The organism is Comamonas endophytica, assembly GCF_023634805.2.
GTDB lineage: Bacteria > Pseudomonadota > Gammaproteobacteria > Burkholderiales > Burkholderiaceae_C > Comamonas > Comamonas endophytica.
The window spans coordinates 2,823,909-2,842,764 of sequence record NZ_CP106881.1; the positions used below are offsets into that span (position 1 = coordinate 2,823,909).

An 18,856-nucleotide genomic window follows, 5' to 3' on the forward strand; every position below is an offset into this window, starting at 1 on the left:
AGAGTTTTTATGGGTAGATCTGGCCCTAATGCTACGCAGCCAGCATCTTCAACCGAGATATCATCGATACATCAAGGCTCATAAGCCATTAACCCATCCACATCCGTGAACTTGCCATAGATAGCGGGGTTCTCTCCCACTGCCAGCGCCTTGAAATGCGCTGTGCCGCACCTGATCTTGCCGCCCTCCCGGTCGCGCAGGTCATCGTCAAACAGGCTGCTCTTGGTTTCCACCACGAAGTACAGGTGCTCGTGCCCCTCGCGCTCCACCAGCACGGCCCAGTCGGGGTTGTAGCTACCCAAGGGGGTTGGTACTTTGAACCAACCGGGAAGCTTGGCATACACCTTGACCGCGTGGTTCTTCTCCAGCTGGTCTGCAAACTTCCATTCCACGGCTGAATCAATGGCTACGTGTTCGTAAACTGACTTTTCGGCATCCACGCGGGCGCTGTGCTCGTTCAGGTAGCCCATCAACACGTTCTTGGGATCTTCGAATAGCTCTTGTGCCCAGTAGGCTTCCTCTCCTAGTCGCTGGTACTTGATGCCGTCCACCAGGGCAAGACGCTTGCAGCGGTTGATGGATTGAGCCGCCATCTCGATGAAGTGTTGCGGGTTGCGCTTGAACTCGTTCAGCCGCGTGCTTTCAGTCAAGATGCGGACAATCGTCTTGCGCGTGAGCTGCGTGCGATCTTGCAGCTCGGTCAGGATGTCGGGTAGCTCGATATCGTTTTCGTTCAACGTGACTGAGTCTGCACCATTTTTTTCAGTGGCATCCACGCCAGACTTCGTAACCGAGATGCCGGCCTTGCGCCATTGCAGCCGCGTCTTGGCGATCTGTTGCATGTCGTTCAAGGCTTCAATGCACTTCTCAATCAGTTTCTCGTTGTCGAAGTGCACGCGGTAAGTAGTCTTGTGCTTGATGCGGTCCCACAAGGCCTGGAACTCGGCGCTGACCAACACCGACTTGCGGATGGCAATCTGCCTACGCTCGTCGGCGTTCTTCACTTCCAGCTTGCCGGATAGCTTTCTCAACACCCCTACGATTTGCGCGCGCTGGGCTTCAAATTCAACAGGCAGCATCAGCATGCCGTCTTTTAATGCGGTCTTCAGCGCGTCTTGAACCTTGCCCTTGTCCGTGATGTAGCCTTGTGCCTTCAAGTGCGCCCACAAAACCTTTGATGCCTCAAAGCCCAATGCAGTAAGCTCCCCGTTTTCTTGCGTCACAGTGATCGCAGAAAAGGCGTGTTGCTTAACGACGCCGAAGTCGATGCCGGCATCCTCATAGTCCTTCTGCAGCTTCTCTGCGAACTGCTCATAGCTCTCCGTCGCAATCACGGTCAATGTGTTGATCTCAAAACCACGCAGACGCTCGCCTTGCTGGTTCACGCACAGGCGCAGGCCGCGGCCAATGGTCTGCCGACGCCAGCGTTCTGTCTCACGGGTTGAAAAGTTGCAAATCTGGAAGACGTTGGGGTTGTCCCAACCTTCCTTCAAGGCAGAGTGTGAGAAGATGAATTTCAGCGGTGACTCGAAGCTCAGCAGCTTTTCCTTGTCGCGCATGATGAGGCTGTAGGTATCGTCATCGGCCGCAGTGCTGCCGCTTGTGTCCTTCATCATCTCCACCGTTTTGCCGCCCACTTTCTTCTTATCGATAGAGAAGTAGCCGTTGTGTACCTCTCCGGCCGCTGTGCTCAGGTCAATCTCGTTGAACAGGCTTTGGTAGTCGGGGTGGCGTGCCCATCGCTTGTATTCCTCTTCGAACATCAAGGCGTACTCGCCCTTCACAGCATTGCCTTGTTCATCGTATTGGCGATACTTGGCCACCTCATCGATGAAGAACAGGCTCAGCACCTTCACGCCCAGTGGGCGCAGGCGCTTCTCCTTGTCGAGGTGCTCCTTGATCGTTCGGCGGATCATTTCGTGCTGCACGGCGCTGGCGTCCACATCGCCCCAGGCCTCTCCAGCGCGCAAATAGACCTCGCTGCCAGGCACCTTCAGTTCGATGAACTGGTCGCCCTTTGCGGTGCGTATTTCGCCAATGCGGATGTTCGTGTACATCGGGCGTTTGGTTTCCTGCTCAAGGTCGAAGCCGTCTTGCACCGTGATGGGTTCGCGGCGCACAACGCCAGCGGCGTTTTCCTTGTCTACCTCAATGCTGGCGGTGATGACTCCCTTCTTGTTGCTCACGGCCAGCAGCTTCACGTAGGGCTTGTTGCCGCCGCCGTGCACCGTGGCCGCAGCTACCTCAATTTGCTTGACCAGCTTTTGCTCGTAGGCGTCCACTGCATCCAGCTGATAGACCATGTTGTGTTTGTCTATGTGCGTGGCCGAGTAGCGCAAGGCGCACAGCGGGTTCATGTGGGCCATGGCCTTCTTGCCCTTGCCATCCATGCCGCCGTCCACACTCTGCGGTTCGTCCACGATCAGGATCGGTCTGGTACTGCGGATCAAATCAATAGGGCGCTCGCCGCCAGTCTTCTCGCTGACCCGGTACATCTTGTTCTTCGACTTCTCGCGTCGCTTGGCCTCATCGGACTCTTCTGTCGCAGCTGCGGCCTCGTCGCCAAACTTGTTGATCGCACCCACGGTGATGACCATCATTTGAATATTCGGGCTGGTCGCGAAGTTGCGTACCTGGCCTAGCTTCTCTGAGTCGTATTGGAAGAACTCGTAGCCCTTGGCCCCCGGATACAGGCCCTCGAAGTGCTCGCGGGTGATTTCAAGCGTCTTGTTGACGCCTTCTTTGATCGCGACGGAGGGAACCACCACCACGAACTTGGTGAAGCCGTAGCGCTGGTTCAGCTCAAATGCCGTGCGCAGATACACATAGGTTTTGCCCGTGCCAGTTTCCATTTCTACGGTGAAGTCCCGCGCCTGCTTCGGTTTCAACGGATCAGAGGGTGGCAAGCCGTTGCGCAACTGCACCTTTTGCAGGTTCTCGCTCAGCTCTTCGTCCACGATCAGCTGCAAGGCATTGCCGATGCCGCCTTCAGCCGTAAACTGCTTGCCCTCGAAGCTCTGCTGCCCGGAATCGGTCAGGGCGTGTGTCCTAACGGAAAAGACTGAGTGGCAAATCTCCTGACCATGGAACAGGTCACACACGGCATCAATGGCTGCTTTTTGATAGGGCAGGTCGGGTTCAAAGTGGAGTTTCATGCTTCATACCTTGTTCTGGTCAATGGGCGTAAGCGCATGCCAGATTCAAATTCTTTTTTTGTCGAGCGGTCGGGTCATGGCTGACCTACCAAATTTTGATAGAGGGTACGCACTTCAGCCAACTGCGGAGCCAGGGCCTTGATACCAGATAGCAGCACCAGGCTTTGCCGCGCACGTGTGATCCCCACATACAGACGATTGATTTGCGACGCATTACCGAGGTCGTAGCGGTCAACTCCAGCCAGCAGCACTACATCGAACTCCAAGCCTTTGGAATTTGCCACGTCCGCGAAATGCCGCACATGGCGCCGGGCCAGATTGACCTTTTCTGAAAGTTCAGCCTCAACCATGCGTTCGCGCAACTCAACCTCAAGGCGCTTGTAGGTCTTTGCTGCTGTGGCGGCATCAGGGAACAGCACGGCCACGGTCTGATGGCGCTTGGCCGAGGCTAAGGCCTCAACAATTCGTGCGTCCATGGCGTCATCCGTTTCGCACACTTGAATGCGAGGCCGCACTAAGCTTGCGCCTTCTTGTCGCGCCGTCTCCGCCAAAGCTGTGGAGGGCTTTTTTCCGCCTTGTAAAACAGAACGGAAACTTGCGCTGAACAAAGCCAATCCCGGCGCATCGGCTTGACGAAGGTTTTGTGTCAGCAGCACGTGAGGCACTGATTGCCCCGGGAAGCAGGCTTTCAAGTCGATGCTGCTGCCATGGTGCAGCTTCTGTGCAATGTCTCCCACTACGGTTACGGCTCGGTATTTTGGGTTCGACTGCTCAACCATCAAAAACACCTGCTGTTCGGTGAAATCTTGAACTTCATCGACAAACACAGCTTGATAGAACGTCAGCTCCTGCAGTTGCCGCAAGCCGCCTTGCTTCAGCCCGCGTCCCACCAAATGACTCAGACACAGCAGAAGGTCGATGTCCTCGTCAGCCAACTTGAACTTGCTCAACTGCGCATGCAGGCGCTTTGCCAGTGCTGCATCCGGGAACTGGTTGGAAGACTCTTGCAACGCAGTAAGGTACTGGTCGGCCACGCTGGCCAGGGGCTGCAATAGCTTACGGCGGAGCACGCGGCGGAAGACGGCATCCGGCGTGCTGCTGCGCGGCTGGCCCGGCGCTGATGTCTCGACCGTTGCGTCCGCGTCGTCATCAGTCAGCTCTTCGTCGCTTTTTCCATCGTCCGTGGGCAAGAGTGGAAGCTTGGCGCGTCCCCAACCAAACATTCGAGGTAAGCGACGCAACGAGCCTTCTACCGGCGCGTAGACCAATTCGGTTGCCTCAGGTAAAAGCCGCATGAAAAGGTGGTTCACATCAGAGGCCACGGCGTAGACATTCTTGCCCGATGGTTCGCGTGCAATGACCTTGCCCGAAGTCATCAACGCCCGCGTCTCTTCAGACCATGCCAAGGATTCGCCGGTGGTGGTGAGCAACTGCAAAGTTGGGTCTATGGGGCCATCCGCATCGATAAATACTAGTCGCTGGCCCGAGACGAAGTACAACGCCGCCTTGCGCTCCACCAGTTTGCGTGCCAAAGCGTTTTCATCGTTTGCAAACAAGACTTGATCATCAACGCGAGTCCAAATCACCTTGGCACCCATCACGCGCTTGCGAACATCTTCCACTTTGTTCAGCAGTCGTAGTGCAAGCCGGTCTAACGCAAAGGTGCCCGGGCGCGGGGACTGGGCTAGCTCGGTGGAGATTTGTTGTAGGTCTTGTTGCAAGTATTCAAGCGCAACGTTGGCAACTCGCACGACCTTCGCTCGTGCAGCGGGCTCAAACGGTTCGGCTAGCTCTGATGCGCTGGGCAGAACGTCAGTCAGCCGGGCCGCAATTTGCCTGGCAATTGCCTGGTCTGCCGAATGCAACCATTGCATGGTTGACGCTGCGTGAGCCTCCCGAGCCTCAGCGAAACCAACCCACCGGCGGCCCGGCACCGGGCTACTGGTCAGGCGGCGGTGCTCCCGAAGTCGGGTTTGCAGTTCTTTGTATTCATGCACCGGAAGGTTGGGCAAGTCGATGCGGCGGCAAGTTTCTTGCAGATACTGAATCAGCTCTCCAGTACGTACAAAGCCAACGCAACTTTCTTGTGAAAACTGCCCGGCAAAATCCGCAGACCAGTAATCTTGGTCTTGCCCCACAACATCGCGGAACAACTGTTCATCGGTCACGCTCGCTGCATTGAAAGTGGTCAGCATCTTCATGCGGCCCAACGCAGCCGAAGTCTTGCCAGAGCCTGCAATCCCTTCCACAAACATTGCGCCTACTGGGGAGCGAGCAATGATCTGGTTTTGTTCAACGGTTTGATGCGTGAAGAAGCGCTCGCTCAGGCCGAAATATTCTTCCTGCTTCACTGGCGGCTCATCAAGATTCCCGTCCTCGTCGCCATCAATCTCCAGTTCGGTGTCGAAATCATCAGAGTCATCCACCACGACGAACTCTGCAATCTGCACCTCGGCAGGTGGCAGTTCAACCGGCGTAGCTTGCATAACTGGCGCGCTAGGAACAATGACCTGTATCGAAGGTTCTCCGGCTGGCGTCGTTGGCTTTGCTGCTCCTTTTTTACCAATGAAAGCACGCAAGTCCGAAACAACGTCTTTGCCTCCGTTGTCATCTGAGATGCGCATGTGCAGGAAGTTGCGCACATTGGGCTCGAAATCTGGGCCACCATAGCGGTCAAACGAGCGCGTCTCAATGATGCGGTAGTCGCCCCAGCGTTTGCTATGCCCTTCATAGCCCGGCTGGAAGAAAGTGGCCACGCGGCCCACCGCTGAGTGGGGCGTACAGTAACCAGATGCCTCGTTTGGATACACGGCCTCTGTGGAGCTCAAACGAAACTCTAAGCGGCCCTTCAACTCCGTTTCGATGACCACCGTTTTTGCATAGGCATTTCGTCGAAGTTGCTTGTATAAGGACGTGCTGGAATGCGACACGTACCCGCTTGTGTCCGCGAAACCACCTAAAGCATTGAGGTTCTGATCGTCGAAGATCATCCGGTCGGCGTAGTCGATCACGCCTTCCAGAACGGTGATCTCTTCTGCGCTGTATTCGCGCTTATCGTTATCGGTCAGAGCCATGTTTCTCCCATTGTTCGGTCTCAAATGCTATCTGTTAGGCTTTTGATGCGCTGGGCGGCGGCGGAGGGCAGCTGTCAACCACCGGTTGACGCCTGAGTCCACCTCGCCAATTCCGGCTACGTTGATACGGCATCCCCGCATCACAGGCTTCGTACTTGCTTGATGCCGTGCTGTTCTAGGATGGCAGCCAGATTGCTCTTGGCGACATCGTTCTCAAACGCACCGTCGCGGAAAACAACGGTGATGTCACCAGCGGTGTCTTGTGCCTCTCGCCACGCGGCGATGCCCAAGGCCAAGTGCTCGGCGTCGGCCACTGAAATGTGCTCATCCAAGCACGTCATTAAAGTGCCTCCGCCTACGCTTTGTACAACCTTGCCCGAGACTTCACGTTGTTCAATCGGAACGCAAAGATCTATTCCGAGTTTAAGCAGTACTTCGTAAAGTATGTCTTCCCTTGAGCGACCGGGCTCGATGTGTTCTACGTTCGCCAGCAGTGATCCAGCTAAATCATTTGTATTCGGATTCCAAGACCGAATGTTGGAATCAGCAAGCCGGAAATACCGAAACCCGAGATCTCCGCCAAACATGGGATTCGCCTCATGCAATGATCGTCCTACTCGACGTAGTCGTTCACTCGTTATATCGGCGATTGTTTCCATCTCACCATTGATTTGTGGAAGTTTTTCTGGAAGCTGAACTAGCAAAAATCTTCGGTTTCCGCCATCTTCGAGATTTGCATTGAAAACAGCGTGGCCAGTCGTTCCAGACCCCGCGAAAAAATCGAGAACGAGATCATTCTCGTTGCTAACCGTAGCCAGTCTGAGCATTCGGTCAATTAGCTTTGTGGGCTTTGGCGTGTCAAAGGATTCACTTTCCGGAAAAATGGACCTCAACTCGTTCTTAGATGTCCTGTTGCTACCTACGTCCTCTTTCCTCCAGAGCGTCCTAGGCGTGAGGTCGGCGACCTCCGAAAGGTACCGTTTAATGCTTGGTCGAGCATCTTTTTTCGGGCCCCACCAAACCCTACCATCTGCATTGAGTTCGCGCAGCCTCTCTTCGGAAACACGCCAAAATCGGCCGGGTGGAGGTGAGAAGTGGCGACCAGTAGGGCCCGCAATTGTGTATTGCCCTTTTGAGTAAGGTTTGTTGGCAAAAGGGTCGCCTGGAATCCATTCTCCCCTTGGGTCAGCATCTGGATTTGAGTAGATGGAATTTGCCTCTTCTGTACGTGGCAATCTGCGCGGTGACCATTCAGGATTCTTTGAATAAACAAGAACGAAGTCATGATCTTCAGAGAATTGCCGAGCGGTGTTGCGGGGCGAGTCAGCTTTCTCCCAAATCACAGTAGCAGCGAAATTTTCTGAACCAAAGACCTCGTCCATCACAACCCGAAGGTGGTGTACCTCTCGATCACCAATAGAGATGAAGATTGAGCCGTCGGGATGCAGGAGACTCCGTGCAAGCTTCAAGCGCGGGTAGATCATGTTCAACCAGTCGGTATGGAATCGGCCGCTGGTGTCCGAATTGCTACTGATTTTCTGGCCGCCTTCTCTCTGGCCTGTGAGTTCCAGATAGCTCTTAATACTGTCTTGAAAGTTGTCCGGGTAGACAAAATCCTGTCCGGTGTTATATGGCGGGTCGATGTAGATCAGTTTGACCTTGCCCGCGTAGCTCTTTTGCAGTAACTTTAATACTTCAAGGTTGTCACCCTCAATCATCAGGTTCTGAGTGGTGTCCCAGTTCACGCTCTCTTCGGGGCAAGGGCGTAACGTGCCGGTGCTGGGCGTCAATGCGATCTGCCGCGCTCGGCGCTTGCCATGCCAATTGAGGCCATACTTTTCTTCTGAGTCTGCAGCGGTAGCATCGCCAATCAAGCTTTTCAGTACCTCGACGTTGAGCGTCGCTGTAGTCTTGCCGCCTTGGGTGGTTTCAGTCAACAGTTCGGGGAACAAAGCCTTGAGTTTGGCGATATTGTCGGTCATGAGGTCGGCACTTTGCGCTTCTGGCGAGTGCGCCTCGATCTTTTGTATTGTCATGTTGGTATTCTCTCGGTATTCGTCGGTTCAGGGCTGCTCAGGCGTCTTGAGGGCCGCCCATCTGGCGGTCGAACGACTGGCGAATCAGGCCCATCACGTAAGGCAGTTCATCCACATTGCTCAAGCCAATTTCCACATCACCATTGCCCCAGCGCCCAATGTTGGATATATCGCGACACAAGCCCTTGGGGTCTTCAATGTCGTCAATGCTTAGGTTGAGCACCAGCAGAAGGCGCTTGGCTTGGGGTACCACATCGACAAAATTCGTCTCGGCCTTGTAGGCCACGTAGAGCTTCAAGAATTCTTCGCTGACGCACGGGTCCAGCGCCACTACTGATTTGCGCAGCATCTCGAACAGTTCGCGCATGGGGCCGGTGGTCAGGTGGGCATGGTCCGTCACGCTGTATTGTTGACCGGGTTGGGCAGTTGCGGGCCGATAGGCATCGAGCACGTCGTTTGCTAGTTGTGGTGCAGCCCATATTTTGGTGGCATCAACGGCCAAGCGGTCGGCACGGGTTTTGATGGCAGCTTCGTCCCACGTGTTGACTTTGCCAAGCCCAAAGTTCAGCTTTAGCGGACTGTGGGCAAAGCCAACTGGGTTGCCGTCCTTATCGGTGACTTGATCGCGTTTGTAGGCGAAGGGGCGATCGCTGTATTCGCTGTTGTACCCCGTCAGCGTGAGGTTGCCCAAGGTGTGCAGCCAGTCCTTCTGAACGCGCTGCCAGTCTGTCCCCAGCTCGGTTTGCCATTCCTTGGATAGCGCATCGTTTTGCGGAAGGATGTGTTCGATGGTGTAGTCCTCCACCATCACACGCTCTTTGCGGCCGTGGTTTTCAAAACGGCGCAGCCAGTAGCTCCGGCTGCGGAAGTTGTAGAGGTCGCGGACCTTCACTTCGCGTTGGAATTCGTCGTCGCCGGGGAAGCGGCGGTACGACGGCAGCAGCAGGAATGCCGCCTGCACGCTTTCAAGGTAGCGGTCTTTCTTGAGCGTGCGGCTCATGCCCGCAAAGGTCTTGTTCAGCGAGTTCGTGGGGATGGCACAGATGGCACGGCGGAACACATAGCTTTCAATCAAGCGCACGATGCGCAGCACTTCGTCGCTGGTCAGGCGGCCTTGCTTGTAGTCGTGATATACATCGAGCAGGAAGGGGTAGGCAACGTCTACCTTCAGTTCGCGTAGGTCATGGAAAGCCTGTTTGAGCGCGGCATCGCTCTCGGTGCCTAACGCCATGGCGCAGTAGTAGGACGCATAGGCGTGGATGTCAGCCACCAAGTCGCGGGTATCGCCCTTGAGCCCACGCGCGAAGCCCTTGAACGCCACGTAGACCTCGCGCACGTTCGGAATATCGCCGGTCTTGGCCGTCAGGTAGTGGCGCATGAATGCGTCGAAGTGCACCACGTAGGCTGCTTGGCCAAATGCCCGCTCCATGGGGCGCCAGTAGGTTTTGTACAGCTCGGTTTGCAGCTTGGGTTCAAGGCCCATCAAGATGTAATTGCGGATGAGGTCTGCCTGGCTGAGTTCCAGTCCGGTGGAGTTCATACTTTCAAAGATCAGCTGCGGATTGTCTTGGGCGCGGTCCAGCGAAACGTCCACGATCACAAGTTTGGCAAGGCCTTGGCAGATGGCTTCCAGCTCGCCTTGGTTGGCAGCGATCAGCTCTTGGAACAAGGCGTAGTTCTCAGTGATGCGGCTGCTGGTCTCAGCGGGCATGGGGGTGTTCTGCAGGATCGCCAGCAGCGTCTCTTTGTCTGTTTCAGACAAGATCAGCTTGAAGTGGCGTTCACCGTCTTCGTCTGGGTTTAACAGGTAGTAGTTGCGAAGCTTCTTGTTCGAGAAGGCTTCCAGCAGCTCGCCCAGGCCTTGGGTCTCGAAGTGCTTTGCTAGCGCCGCAATGAGCAAGGTGCTGGTGGTCAGGCGTTGCTGGCCGTCAATGACCAACAATGCTTCTTGGCTGGTTACAGAGGACAGGCCACGCTCCACATAAACAATGGAGCCGATGAAGTGTGCTTGAACCTTCTCATCGCGGCCAGCGCGCATCAGGTCAGACCAGAGTTGGCGGCACTGCGCCGCAGTCCACGAGTAGTTGCGCTGATAGATCGGGATGACGAACTGCGGAGATTTCCTGAGGAACTTGAGTAGGTTCGCTTCTGTTGCTTTCACTTCTAACCTTTAAATGTCGGTGGCGACTTGTTGGCGCTCTGCCAACAGTGCCTTGATTTCGAGATTTGCTGCCACTTGGCGAGCTATCTGCTTTTCTTTGCTAGCGGCTGAACGCAGGCTGGCGATTTGTACGTCCAAATCGCGGCAGCGATGTAATGCTGAGCGTCTAGTAACCGCTTGGGCGGGCGTTTCGGTCATGGTGAAGGACCCTGTGTATTGCATGGCCTCCCAAGCCGTCAGACAGTCCATCCAGCCCTGGTATAAGGCCAGAAAATTGGCCTGCGGCTGGCGGGGCAAGGCCAAGGCCTGCACGAAAGGGTATTTGGCCGTCAGATCAAGAGCAACTTTCACAGTGGCCGGCTCGCCGTCCAGAACCACCTTGCCGACTTCGTTCTGCGCCGAGCACTTGTGCGCCAGGGACAAGAATAGGCCCTGCGGAGCGGCAAGAAGCAACAGCACGGGGTAAGGCACGGCGCGATGCACAAGCTCGGCAAGGCGCGTGGTGTTAACAGGCTTGTTCGTTGCGTTGGCACCTTCGCCCTGGGGAGCATAGCGCGCGGTGATGGACAACACCGCCACTTCCAAGTATTCACGCTGGTCGTCGCTGTACTCGCTCACCCCCACGGTATTGGGTTTGAGGGCTGCGAGCCATTGGATCTCTTCAATGGAGTCGTTGATGAGACGCTTGTCGGCGCTGGTTGCTGCACCGTTCTCGGCCAGCATCTTTTTCGGTACGCGCTGATCCACGCGGCAAGAGGTGGGTAGGTCCAACGCCGAAACCAGCAGACTCATCACCGCCTGCGTCGTCACGCGGACGCTCCCGGTAACACCACCAAGAAAGCAGCGACCTCGAAGTCATTGCTGCCGGCGAACTCGCCCTTCATGGCATGGGTGCCGCCTGGTGAAAAAAGGCTGGCCACGGCACGTTCTTCGTTCTTCCCTACCACGGACGCCACGGCGGCGGCCAGCAGCTTCTGCGCGTGGCGCATGTCCTCACCCTGTCGGGTGTTCTTGTCGAACTTGGCGCAAGCGCCTTCGTCGGCCAGTTCACGCCCAAGGGCCAGGCGCTTGAGCCGATCCAGGATGCGCTTGGCTTGGGGGTATGGCAGCAGCACGACGCCGTCGTCACCCACGTGGGCCAGGTAGATCGGCGCTAAGGGGTAGTCGGATCGCTGACCCTTCGCTGGCACAGCACCTTCGGCCCGTAGGCAGAAGATGATGCCGGGGGTGATGTCAGCGTCAATGCTGGTGGTGACAGCGTAAGTGCCCAGCGGCAGCGTATCGAGCTGGTCTGGGTGTTCCTTAAGATACTGCGCAAGATCGATGCGAAAGTCGGTCAGCGTCACGTCGGTGATGGACACGCCGTTGCTGAGGTCTTCCATGTCGATGACCGTGTCCTGCAATTTGAGCAACTGCTTACGCCGGTACTCCAAGTCGTTCATCGGGTTGCCAGACTGCTGCTCGATGAGGTTTTCCTCGCCCGTGGCGGAGACGTCGAGCAACACCATGCGCCCGCTTACTCGCTGTTCCAGGCCGATGTATTCCTCCAGCTCCATGTTGGGCCAGAAGTTCACCAGTTGGATGCTTTGGTTGAGCGAGCCAATGCGGTCAATACGGCCGAAGCGCTGGATGATCCGTACAGGGTTCCAGTGGATGTCGTAGTTGACCAGCCAGTCACAGTCTTGAAGATTCTGGCCTTCAGAGATGCAGTCGGTGGCAACGAGCAAGTCGATTTCGCCCTCGGTCGCCATGTCGGCAGGGCGCTCTTTGGCGCGCGGTGCAAAAGCCGACAGCACGCTGCTCATGCTTTTGCGCAGGCCGGGCAAGGTGGTCTGGATGCCGGCGCTGCCGGTAATCAATCCAGCGTCGATGCCAAGAACGGTCTTGGCCCACGGTGCGAGATTGGCGTAGAGGTATTGCGCAGTGTCTGAGAACGCGGTGAAGACGATGATCTTGCGATTGCCAGCGTTGATGGGATGGCGACACTTTTGCTCAATCATGTCCCGTAGTTTGGCCAGCTTGGCATCGCGCGCCGCGTCTACCTGCTGGGCCGCCGCAAGCAGCGTCGCCAGGCGGTTGCGGTCTTCAATGAGGTCTTGCTTCCACCGGAGGAGGTCCACATCGCTGAGGAGCACCTTGACCTTGCGCCCGACCAACAGGGACTCAAAGGCCGGGTCGTCGATGTCCACGTCAGCGATGTCAATTTCCTCGATGCTTTCGTCGTGAGCCTCGATGTGGGCTAACACGGCTTCAACGTCCTTGAGCTGCCGCTGCACGGTCAGCGAGAACGAGGACACTGCGCTTTCCATGCGTTTGAGCACGTTGACCCGCAGCAAGTGGATCAAGCTCTCTTCGCGGTCTGCCTGGCGGAAGAAGCTCTCGCCGCCACGAATTTCGGTGCTGTACTTGGCGTCGTAGGCTGCCTGCTTGTCTTGTAGCACGTAGCGTAGCGGCGCATAGCTGGCTAGGTTTAGGCGCCGAATTTCGAGATTGATGTCTTTGATGGCGTGAAACTTACCCGCCAGGTCGACGTCGGCCTTGATGTTGATGGGTGGCAGGCGACCCGGGAACTTACCCGTCTCAGCCGTGCCGTAATACTTCTCGATGTGCCGGCGCGACCGCGCAATGGTCAGGTGATCCAGCAGCGTGAAGTAATCGAAACCCAGCATCTCGATCAAGTGGCCTGGTGTGCGCTCGGCCTCGTCCAGTACCAGCCAGCGGTTGAACTGGATTTGTGCCTTGCGGGTGGTCTGTTCGATGCTGTCGATGCCGTGTTCCGCCAGGGCGGTGTCGTCGCCCTCGGTGACGAAGGCGATCTGGTTCTTCAGGTCGGCCAGGCGGTTGTTCACAGGCGTGGCCGATAACATCAGCACACGCGTCTTGACGCCTTCCTTGATGATCTTGCGCATGAGCCGGTCATACCGGGTCTCGGTGCCCTGGCGTGGCGACTTCTTATTGCGAAAGTTGTGCGACTCATCAATGACCACGAGGTCATAGTTGCCCCAACTTACATGGCTCAGGTCGATGTCACCGGATGTGCCGCTATCACGCGACAGGTCAGTGTGGTTCAGCACGTCGTAGTTGAACCGGTCAGCCGCTAATACGTTGCGCTTGTCATTCGCCTTGTAGAGCGTCCAGTTATCGCGCAGGCGCTTGGGGGCCAGCACTAGCACGCGGTCGTTGCGCAGCTCATGGTATTTGATGACGGCCAGGGCTTCGAAGGTTTTTCCCAGTCCCACGCTATCCGCAATGATGCAGCCGCCGAAGCGGGCCAGCTTGTCGATGGCACCGACAACACCATCACGTTGAAACTTGAACAGCTTCTTCCAAATCACGGTGTTGCGAATACCGGTGGCCGATTTGACGATGCGCTCTTCATCCATCTCGTCATCCCTGTTGCCGAACAGGTGGTTCAGGATCAAGGCATAGAGCGTGAACGGTGCATGGTGCTGGCCCATGCCCTGCAGGGCTTCAATCAGGGCTGGCCGGCTATCGGGCTGCGCCTGCAGTGTTGCCCATTGCTGTTCAAGCCAGAGAGCCAGCTGTGCAGCCTCGTGAGCAGACTCGGACGCCTGAATCAGGCTCAATGGGTTGCCGGGAGTCAAACCCAGTCCGTCCGTACTGAACGCGAACGAACCCAACACCACCTGGTCGGCCGTGCCATCCGGCGCGCGCATAACGACGGCACCCTGTGGCACACGGCTGTGTGCCCGGCGCAGTTCGACTTTGTCGTTAAGCCACTTAGCGCACTGGTTGGCCAGCCACCGAGCTTGCAGCTGATTGCGCGTGGCACGGTCACCTTCACCACCGAGGAAGTCAAGTTCGTCATCGGCTGACGGCAGGATGAGCTGCACCCGCTCCAGCTTGGCCAATGCATCACGCAGTTCTGCGAAAGCGAACAGCGAAAACGACGGGGTGACGCATCCGAGCTGGTGCCCGGGCTTCAAATGGGGCTGAATCAGGTCGATGACACGGTCTGAGCCGCTGTTGTGGATGAGCCTCATGCTTTGTTTCGCCCTGTTTCTGCGCTTGCTTTACCTGCTGAGACAGTCGCTGTGCGCTGATTCAGACACTGATAGTGAACCCTGTCCTCCACAGGTATGACGCTATCGGCTTTATTGCTCATATGGACGCGCAGCTCGTTGAGTTGGAAAAAATGTAAGCAAGTACATCATAGGCGGTCCATTCATGGGTCCGGCAGAGCCATTCTCTACAAAAGCACTTCATCAGCAACATTGCGCAGATCTCGACCGTGTACTGCACTTACCGGCAACCGCCTATCCTGCAATAGACCACCTCCCTTCAATTTCTTGGTCATGACCAAGCGTTGGAAGGGTTCGCTTGAACTCATGCGTGCAGCGGAGTCCGGCAAGCGGATGCGATGTGCGATAGCGTTTGGATCACATGAATTGGAGGCACTGATGAGCGAATACGACAAGTGTTATCGGCGCAGGTTTTCGGATGATGGCGGAGAGTACCTGCTGATGCCTCGTGATGATGATTTTTCAGGCTTCCCAGAGCTTACCGATGTGCCCACTCGCGTTGTCCTATCCACACCCTTGCATGCGGAATCGACGCCCGTAGCAGAGACCTCGACAGAAGTCGAAAACATGGTCGACGCGTTCTTTGCATTCATCGCCGCCAAGGGGAATAAAGCCCTCTGATGTCAGGGGTGCAGCCGACGGGGTGCCTTGCTTTCGGCTGCCTTTGACTGCGCCTGAATGAAGGCTGAGGCCGTTGCAGGGACATCAAGGATGTGGTTTCGCCCAAGTCGTCGCCCGTTCAATGCTCGCCGATGTTCAACCCGTGCTGCATGGCAACGTATTCTCACATTAGGTCTACTCCTGGCTCACCCTGTCGAAAATCGCTTAGGCGTGACGTAATACAGCGATGGCCCTAAAGGCCATCACTTGATCCCATAAATCCTGGCGCGCCGGGTGAAGGCTTCCCGCGCGCCCTCCAAAACCTTGCATGCGGCATCCCGCGCATCGGTATCGTCGATTGAGCCGCGAGCCACAATCTTGCTGTGATCACTGTTGCTCTTGAAGACGATCAGTTGTTCGGCATCACCGAGGACAGCAATATTCGCGTTGTGCGTGACGATGATTACCTGCCTTCGTTCTTTCGCACGACGAAGTACTGGCACAAAAGTGTGAAAGATGAATTCACTGTCTAGGTTATCCTCCGGCTGATCGATGATCAGTGGGCGCTTGCTATCCGAGGATAGGATCAGTGCGAGCAAAACCGATTGCTGCTGGCCAAGCGAGAGCTGGGAAAAATCGCGCTGCGCATAGCGGACGTTCGCCCCATCTCCGACGCGTCGTGTTACGGTCAACCTCGGCAGGTCGTCGACATGGCATTGTTCCAGCGCCGCACGAATCGACGGTTCGCTGAGCTTCTCCAGAATTTCTTTGGCGTCCGCATTCGAAAACGGCTGAACATCGTCTTCGATTTTGATCGATGTCAGTGGCGAAACTTGGGATTTCGCAATAGCGCCGAGCAGACCTTGCACCGTCAGCTTTTCGACAATGACACGCGCCTTATAGTGATTGACCGTTCGCCAGCTCAATGCAGATGCAATGATGCCCACCGCCTCTTCGGAAAATCCGCTTTCCACGTATTGCAATTTCACCTGCAAGTCCGAGAGCACCTCCGCGAGCGCGCGCGACGCCTTGATTGCATAGGCCTGTCGCAGTGTTGCAACTGTCCTACGAGACTGCCATCGCTTCCCAAGGGTTGTCGCATACTGGCTATGCAGAGCCTTCAAGTGGGGCTCCCACGTCTTGAGGGTTGTTAGCAGTTTCTCCTGCTTCGCTTCTTCCGCCGTCAGCTTCATGACGTGCGACATATCTAGCTTGACGCCTTGTGCCTCCAGCTCGACCCGCTTTGCCTCAATATCTTCGCGAATCGGACGTTCGTTGGTCATCCACTTGGTGACCGATGACGTCACTGCGGTGTTAAGTTTTGCATACGCTGCGGCGATAGTTACCTGCGCCTCCTTGACCGCTATAGCGAATTTGTCCAGCGCTGAGACGATATCCGTCGCCTCGTTACGTCCTGTGACGATATCAACGGCATTGACAATCGACCGAAGGGCTGCTCCCGTCTCCATGAGCGACGCATCCTCGACTAATTCCTTCAGCTCGCCCAGCTTCTCCTTCAGTTGTTCGCGCTTTGCCTTTTCGATTTCCAGGCTGCGCTGCAGCTTGATCACTTCAGCGCCTTTTGCAGCCTCGAAAAATTTCAACTGCTGCTGCACCACGTTCAATGAACGCTGCGTCTGCGGGATGGCTGCTACGTTCTTTTCTGCCTCGACAATCTTGATACGCTGCGCCTTTAAGTTGCCCCGGATCAGATGCTCCTCCCCGATCGCGTCGTTAACTCCTGTAAAGGTGTCAAGGTACTTCATAAGCGCGAGCGGATCCCCCTTGGCTTGCTCGCGAACGCGGGCCGCTTCACCCTGTCCAAAACAGTCGAGTTCGAATTCGATTGGCCCATCTAGTGGAACATCGAGGTTTGCCAACTTTCCCCCGATTGCTCTCGACAACGAGTGCTGTTGGCCGGCCTCGTCCTGCCAAAACAGGTGTAACTGATGAGGCCATACCTCTGAATCGACGACCTCTGCACCGGATTCGGTGCCTGTAAGGCAGCGCACCGCCTCAAATGTCGTGGACTTGCCAGTTCCACGACCGCCAATAATGCAGTTCAGGTTACGGCTGAAATGAATGCTCTGCCCTGTCAGAAAGCCACCTCCTATCTTCATTCCCAGAATGAACGGCGTCGCGGCAGGTACCTCATCTTCCAGGCGAATACGGGAGTCCCCCTCTTCCAGCGCATGGCGCAACCCATCAAACGAAGGGCTCGCCATCTTGTAGCGGGTGAGCTTGCGATCCTGACTGGCGTTGCGGCCGAGGGCAGTCACCGTGTGAGAGTCGGAACTAAGGATGCGCGCCAGATACTGGCGCTCTCCTAAACCCAGCCGTTCAATACGCTGCCGACCAATATTCGCTCGCACCTGATCTGGGTCATCCGGCGCATATCGTACCGGCGACGCCGCGCTGCTGAGTTCGATCCCGAGCAAGGCATCGTGACAGATGATGTCCATCTTGTGGGGTGAGCCACCAGGGTAGTTAGTTTCCAACCCGTTACCGCCGTCAACGTGAGCTAGAACACAAAAGCCGCCTAAGCTTTTCGCTATATCAAGACATGCATGCATTGAATTACGGCAGCGACTGTTGGGAAGTCCGCGATCAGCGAGGTCAAGGCGACCGTGAAACTGGGTTAAAGCTGCCACCGAGGGAAAATAACAGAGCAAATGTCCTTCGGGTGTGGATAGCTCAACGGCAGGAATAACAAGAACGCCAACGGCATTCCCTGCTGTCACTGCGGCCTGGACATTCCCGATCTCGTTGTGGTCGGCAATCGCGATGATCCGGAGGCTCTCCTGCACCGCTGTATCAACGATGGCTTGAGGCGTCATGGCCTTGTCATTGACATCGTGGGACGCAGGATAGGAGTGGATATGGAGGTCGCCCCGGTAAAAATGCGCACCGTCAGACTCCTCCAGACATTCTTTCAATTTCTCTGCCATGCTAATTTACCTTATATGCGGCATCGACAACCCCGTCATGCGCGGATCGTCTACGTCGTATCGAGTCTAGGTGAGATATTTATGAACCGTCCATATCCTAGCAGGGCAACCGGCGCGCGCATTCAGCAAGCTGACGCGTGCGGCTATGCCCGCTTTCGGAGTGCTTTAGAGAGGGGCTGCAAAACCTCTGAAATCCTAGGCAAATGACTTGCAAGTCATTGATTTAAATGGGCCTGAATTTCGAAAAACGAGGTTTTGCAGAGGGTCCTTAGTCGTGCGAATGACCGGGCTGCGCTTCCGGCGGATGAATCATGATGGCCAAACTCTGCCGTTCAGGGCAAACGGACTGGTAACCCACGGAGATGGTTATAGATCCGACCCTGTGAAGTCATCAGTTTTTCAACATTGTCTCAAGGGAAGATTGTCGAATTTGTTCAAACTTCTGTGGGCTTGAGCCATAGTTCAGCCGGAATAAGCACCTGGTTGCAGGAGATGATTCAACATAGGCCGAAGGGTGCCAGTTGGATGACCTGGTCAACGCGCAGCGGCCGCCATCCTGACGGCTTCATTCCTGTTTCCTTGCCAGTCGTGACCCGTGCATTGGCCGAAATCGGCGTCAAGGGCGACACCGGAGGCCGCAGCGCAAGGGAGCGCAGCGAGTGCGAACGGGTGAGGATGTCGGGCGCAGCCTTTACCCTTGATGCTGATGAAGGCCAAACAGCCTCACGTCCAGGAGGAGGACAAGGGCACAGCCCGCAGCACCTAGCCCCGCAGACAGTCGGGCAAGAACCGACGCGGGGTGCAACCCGAAGCGGGTTGCCAAGCGAAGCGCAGCGGGT

General features: G+C 56.2%; 8 protein-coding genes. 1 reads left to right on the plus strand and 7 read right to left on the minus strand.

What is annotated here, in order from left to right; genetic code table 11:
* Window positions 1-71: 71 nt before the first annotated feature.
* The 6 genes from M9799_RS12800 to M9799_RS12825 all read right to left on the minus strand — a co-directional run bounded on the left by M9799_RS12800 (window position 72) and on the right by M9799_RS12825 (window position 14,430).
* On the minus strand, window positions 72-3,155 hold the full coding sequence (locus tag M9799_RS12800) for a type III restriction-modification system endonuclease (protein WP_231042057.1): 3,084 nt from the start codon (window positions 3,153-3,155) through the stop codon (window positions 72-74).
* Window positions 3,156-3,229: 74 nt separating this feature from the next.
* Window positions 3,230-6,229 carry an ATP-binding domain-containing protein gene (locus M9799_RS12805; protein WP_231042058.1) on the minus strand — a complete coding sequence of 1,000 codons (3,000 nt, stop codon included), beginning with the start codon at window positions 6,227-6,229 and terminating at the stop codon, window positions 3,230-3,232.
* Between the two features lie 140 nt (window positions 6,230-6,369).
* Entirely contained in the window at window positions 6,370-8,265 is a 1,896-nt protein-coding gene (locus M9799_RS12810; RefSeq protein ID WP_231042059.1) for a site-specific DNA-methyltransferase, read from the minus strand.
* Between the two features lie 37 nt (window positions 8,266-8,302).
* Entirely contained in the window at window positions 8,303-10,426 is a 2,124-nt protein-coding gene (locus M9799_RS12815; protein ID WP_231042060.1) for a GmrSD restriction endonuclease domain-containing protein, read from the minus strand.
* Window positions 10,427-10,435: 9 nt separating this feature from the next.
* The gene (locus M9799_RS12820) at window positions 10,436-11,218 is read right to left on the minus strand and encodes a DUF4391 domain-containing protein (protein ID WP_231042061.1); all 783 of its coding nucleotides are present in this window, start codon (window positions 11,216-11,218) and stop codon (window positions 10,436-10,438) included.
* 14 nt (window positions 11,219-11,232) lie between these two features.
* On the minus strand, window positions 11,233-14,430 hold the full coding sequence (locus M9799_RS12825) for a helicase-related protein (protein WP_231042062.1): 3,198 nt from the start codon (window positions 14,428-14,430) through the stop codon (window positions 11,233-11,235).
* A 417-nt stretch (window positions 14,431-14,847) separates the two neighbouring features.
* Here M9799_RS12825 and M9799_RS12830 point away from each other — a divergent pair, with 417 nt between their 5' ends.
* On the plus strand, window positions 14,848-15,090 hold the full coding sequence (locus M9799_RS12830; protein WP_231042063.1) for a hypothetical protein: 243 nt from the start codon (window positions 14,848-14,850) through the stop codon (window positions 15,088-15,090).
* Window positions 15,091-15,332: 242 nt separating this feature from the next.
* On the opposite strand, the gene M9799_RS12835 is transcribed toward M9799_RS12830, so the two are convergent.
* Window positions 15,333-18,017, minus strand: coding sequence for a TrlF family AAA-like ATPase (locus M9799_RS12835; RefSeq protein WP_231042064.1), 2,685 nt, complete (start codon window positions 18,015-18,017; stop codon window positions 15,333-15,335).
* Window positions 18,018-18,856 lie beyond the last annotated feature (839 nt).

Excerpts from the sequence above, each read along its gene's own strand:
- M9799_RS12800 (WP_231042057.1), bottom strand. The coding sequence starts at position 3,155 with ATGAAACTCCACTTTGAACCCGACCTGCCCTATCAAAAAGCAGCCATT.
- M9799_RS12805 (WP_231042058.1), bottom strand. The coding sequence starts at position 6,229 with ATGGCTCTGACCGATAACGATAAGCGCGAATACAGCGCAGAAGAGATC.
- M9799_RS12810 (WP_231042059.1), bottom strand. The coding sequence starts at position 8,265 with ATGACAATACAAAAGATCGAGGCGCACTCGCCAGAAGCGCAAAGTGCC.
- M9799_RS12820 (WP_231042061.1), bottom strand. The coding sequence starts at position 11,218 with ATGAGTCTGCTGGTTTCGGCGTTGGACCTACCCACCTCTTGCCGCGTG.
- M9799_RS12825 (WP_231042062.1), bottom strand. The coding sequence starts at position 14,430 with ATGAGGCTCATCCACAACAGCGGCTCAGACCGTGTCATCGACCTGATT.
- M9799_RS12830 (WP_231042063.1), top strand. The coding sequence starts at position 14,848 with ATGAGCGAATACGACAAGTGTTATCGGCGCAGGTTTTCGGATGATGGC.
- M9799_RS12835 (WP_231042064.1), bottom strand. The coding sequence starts at position 18,017 with ATGGCAGAGAAATTGAAAGAATGTCTGGAGGAGTCTGACGGTGCGCAT.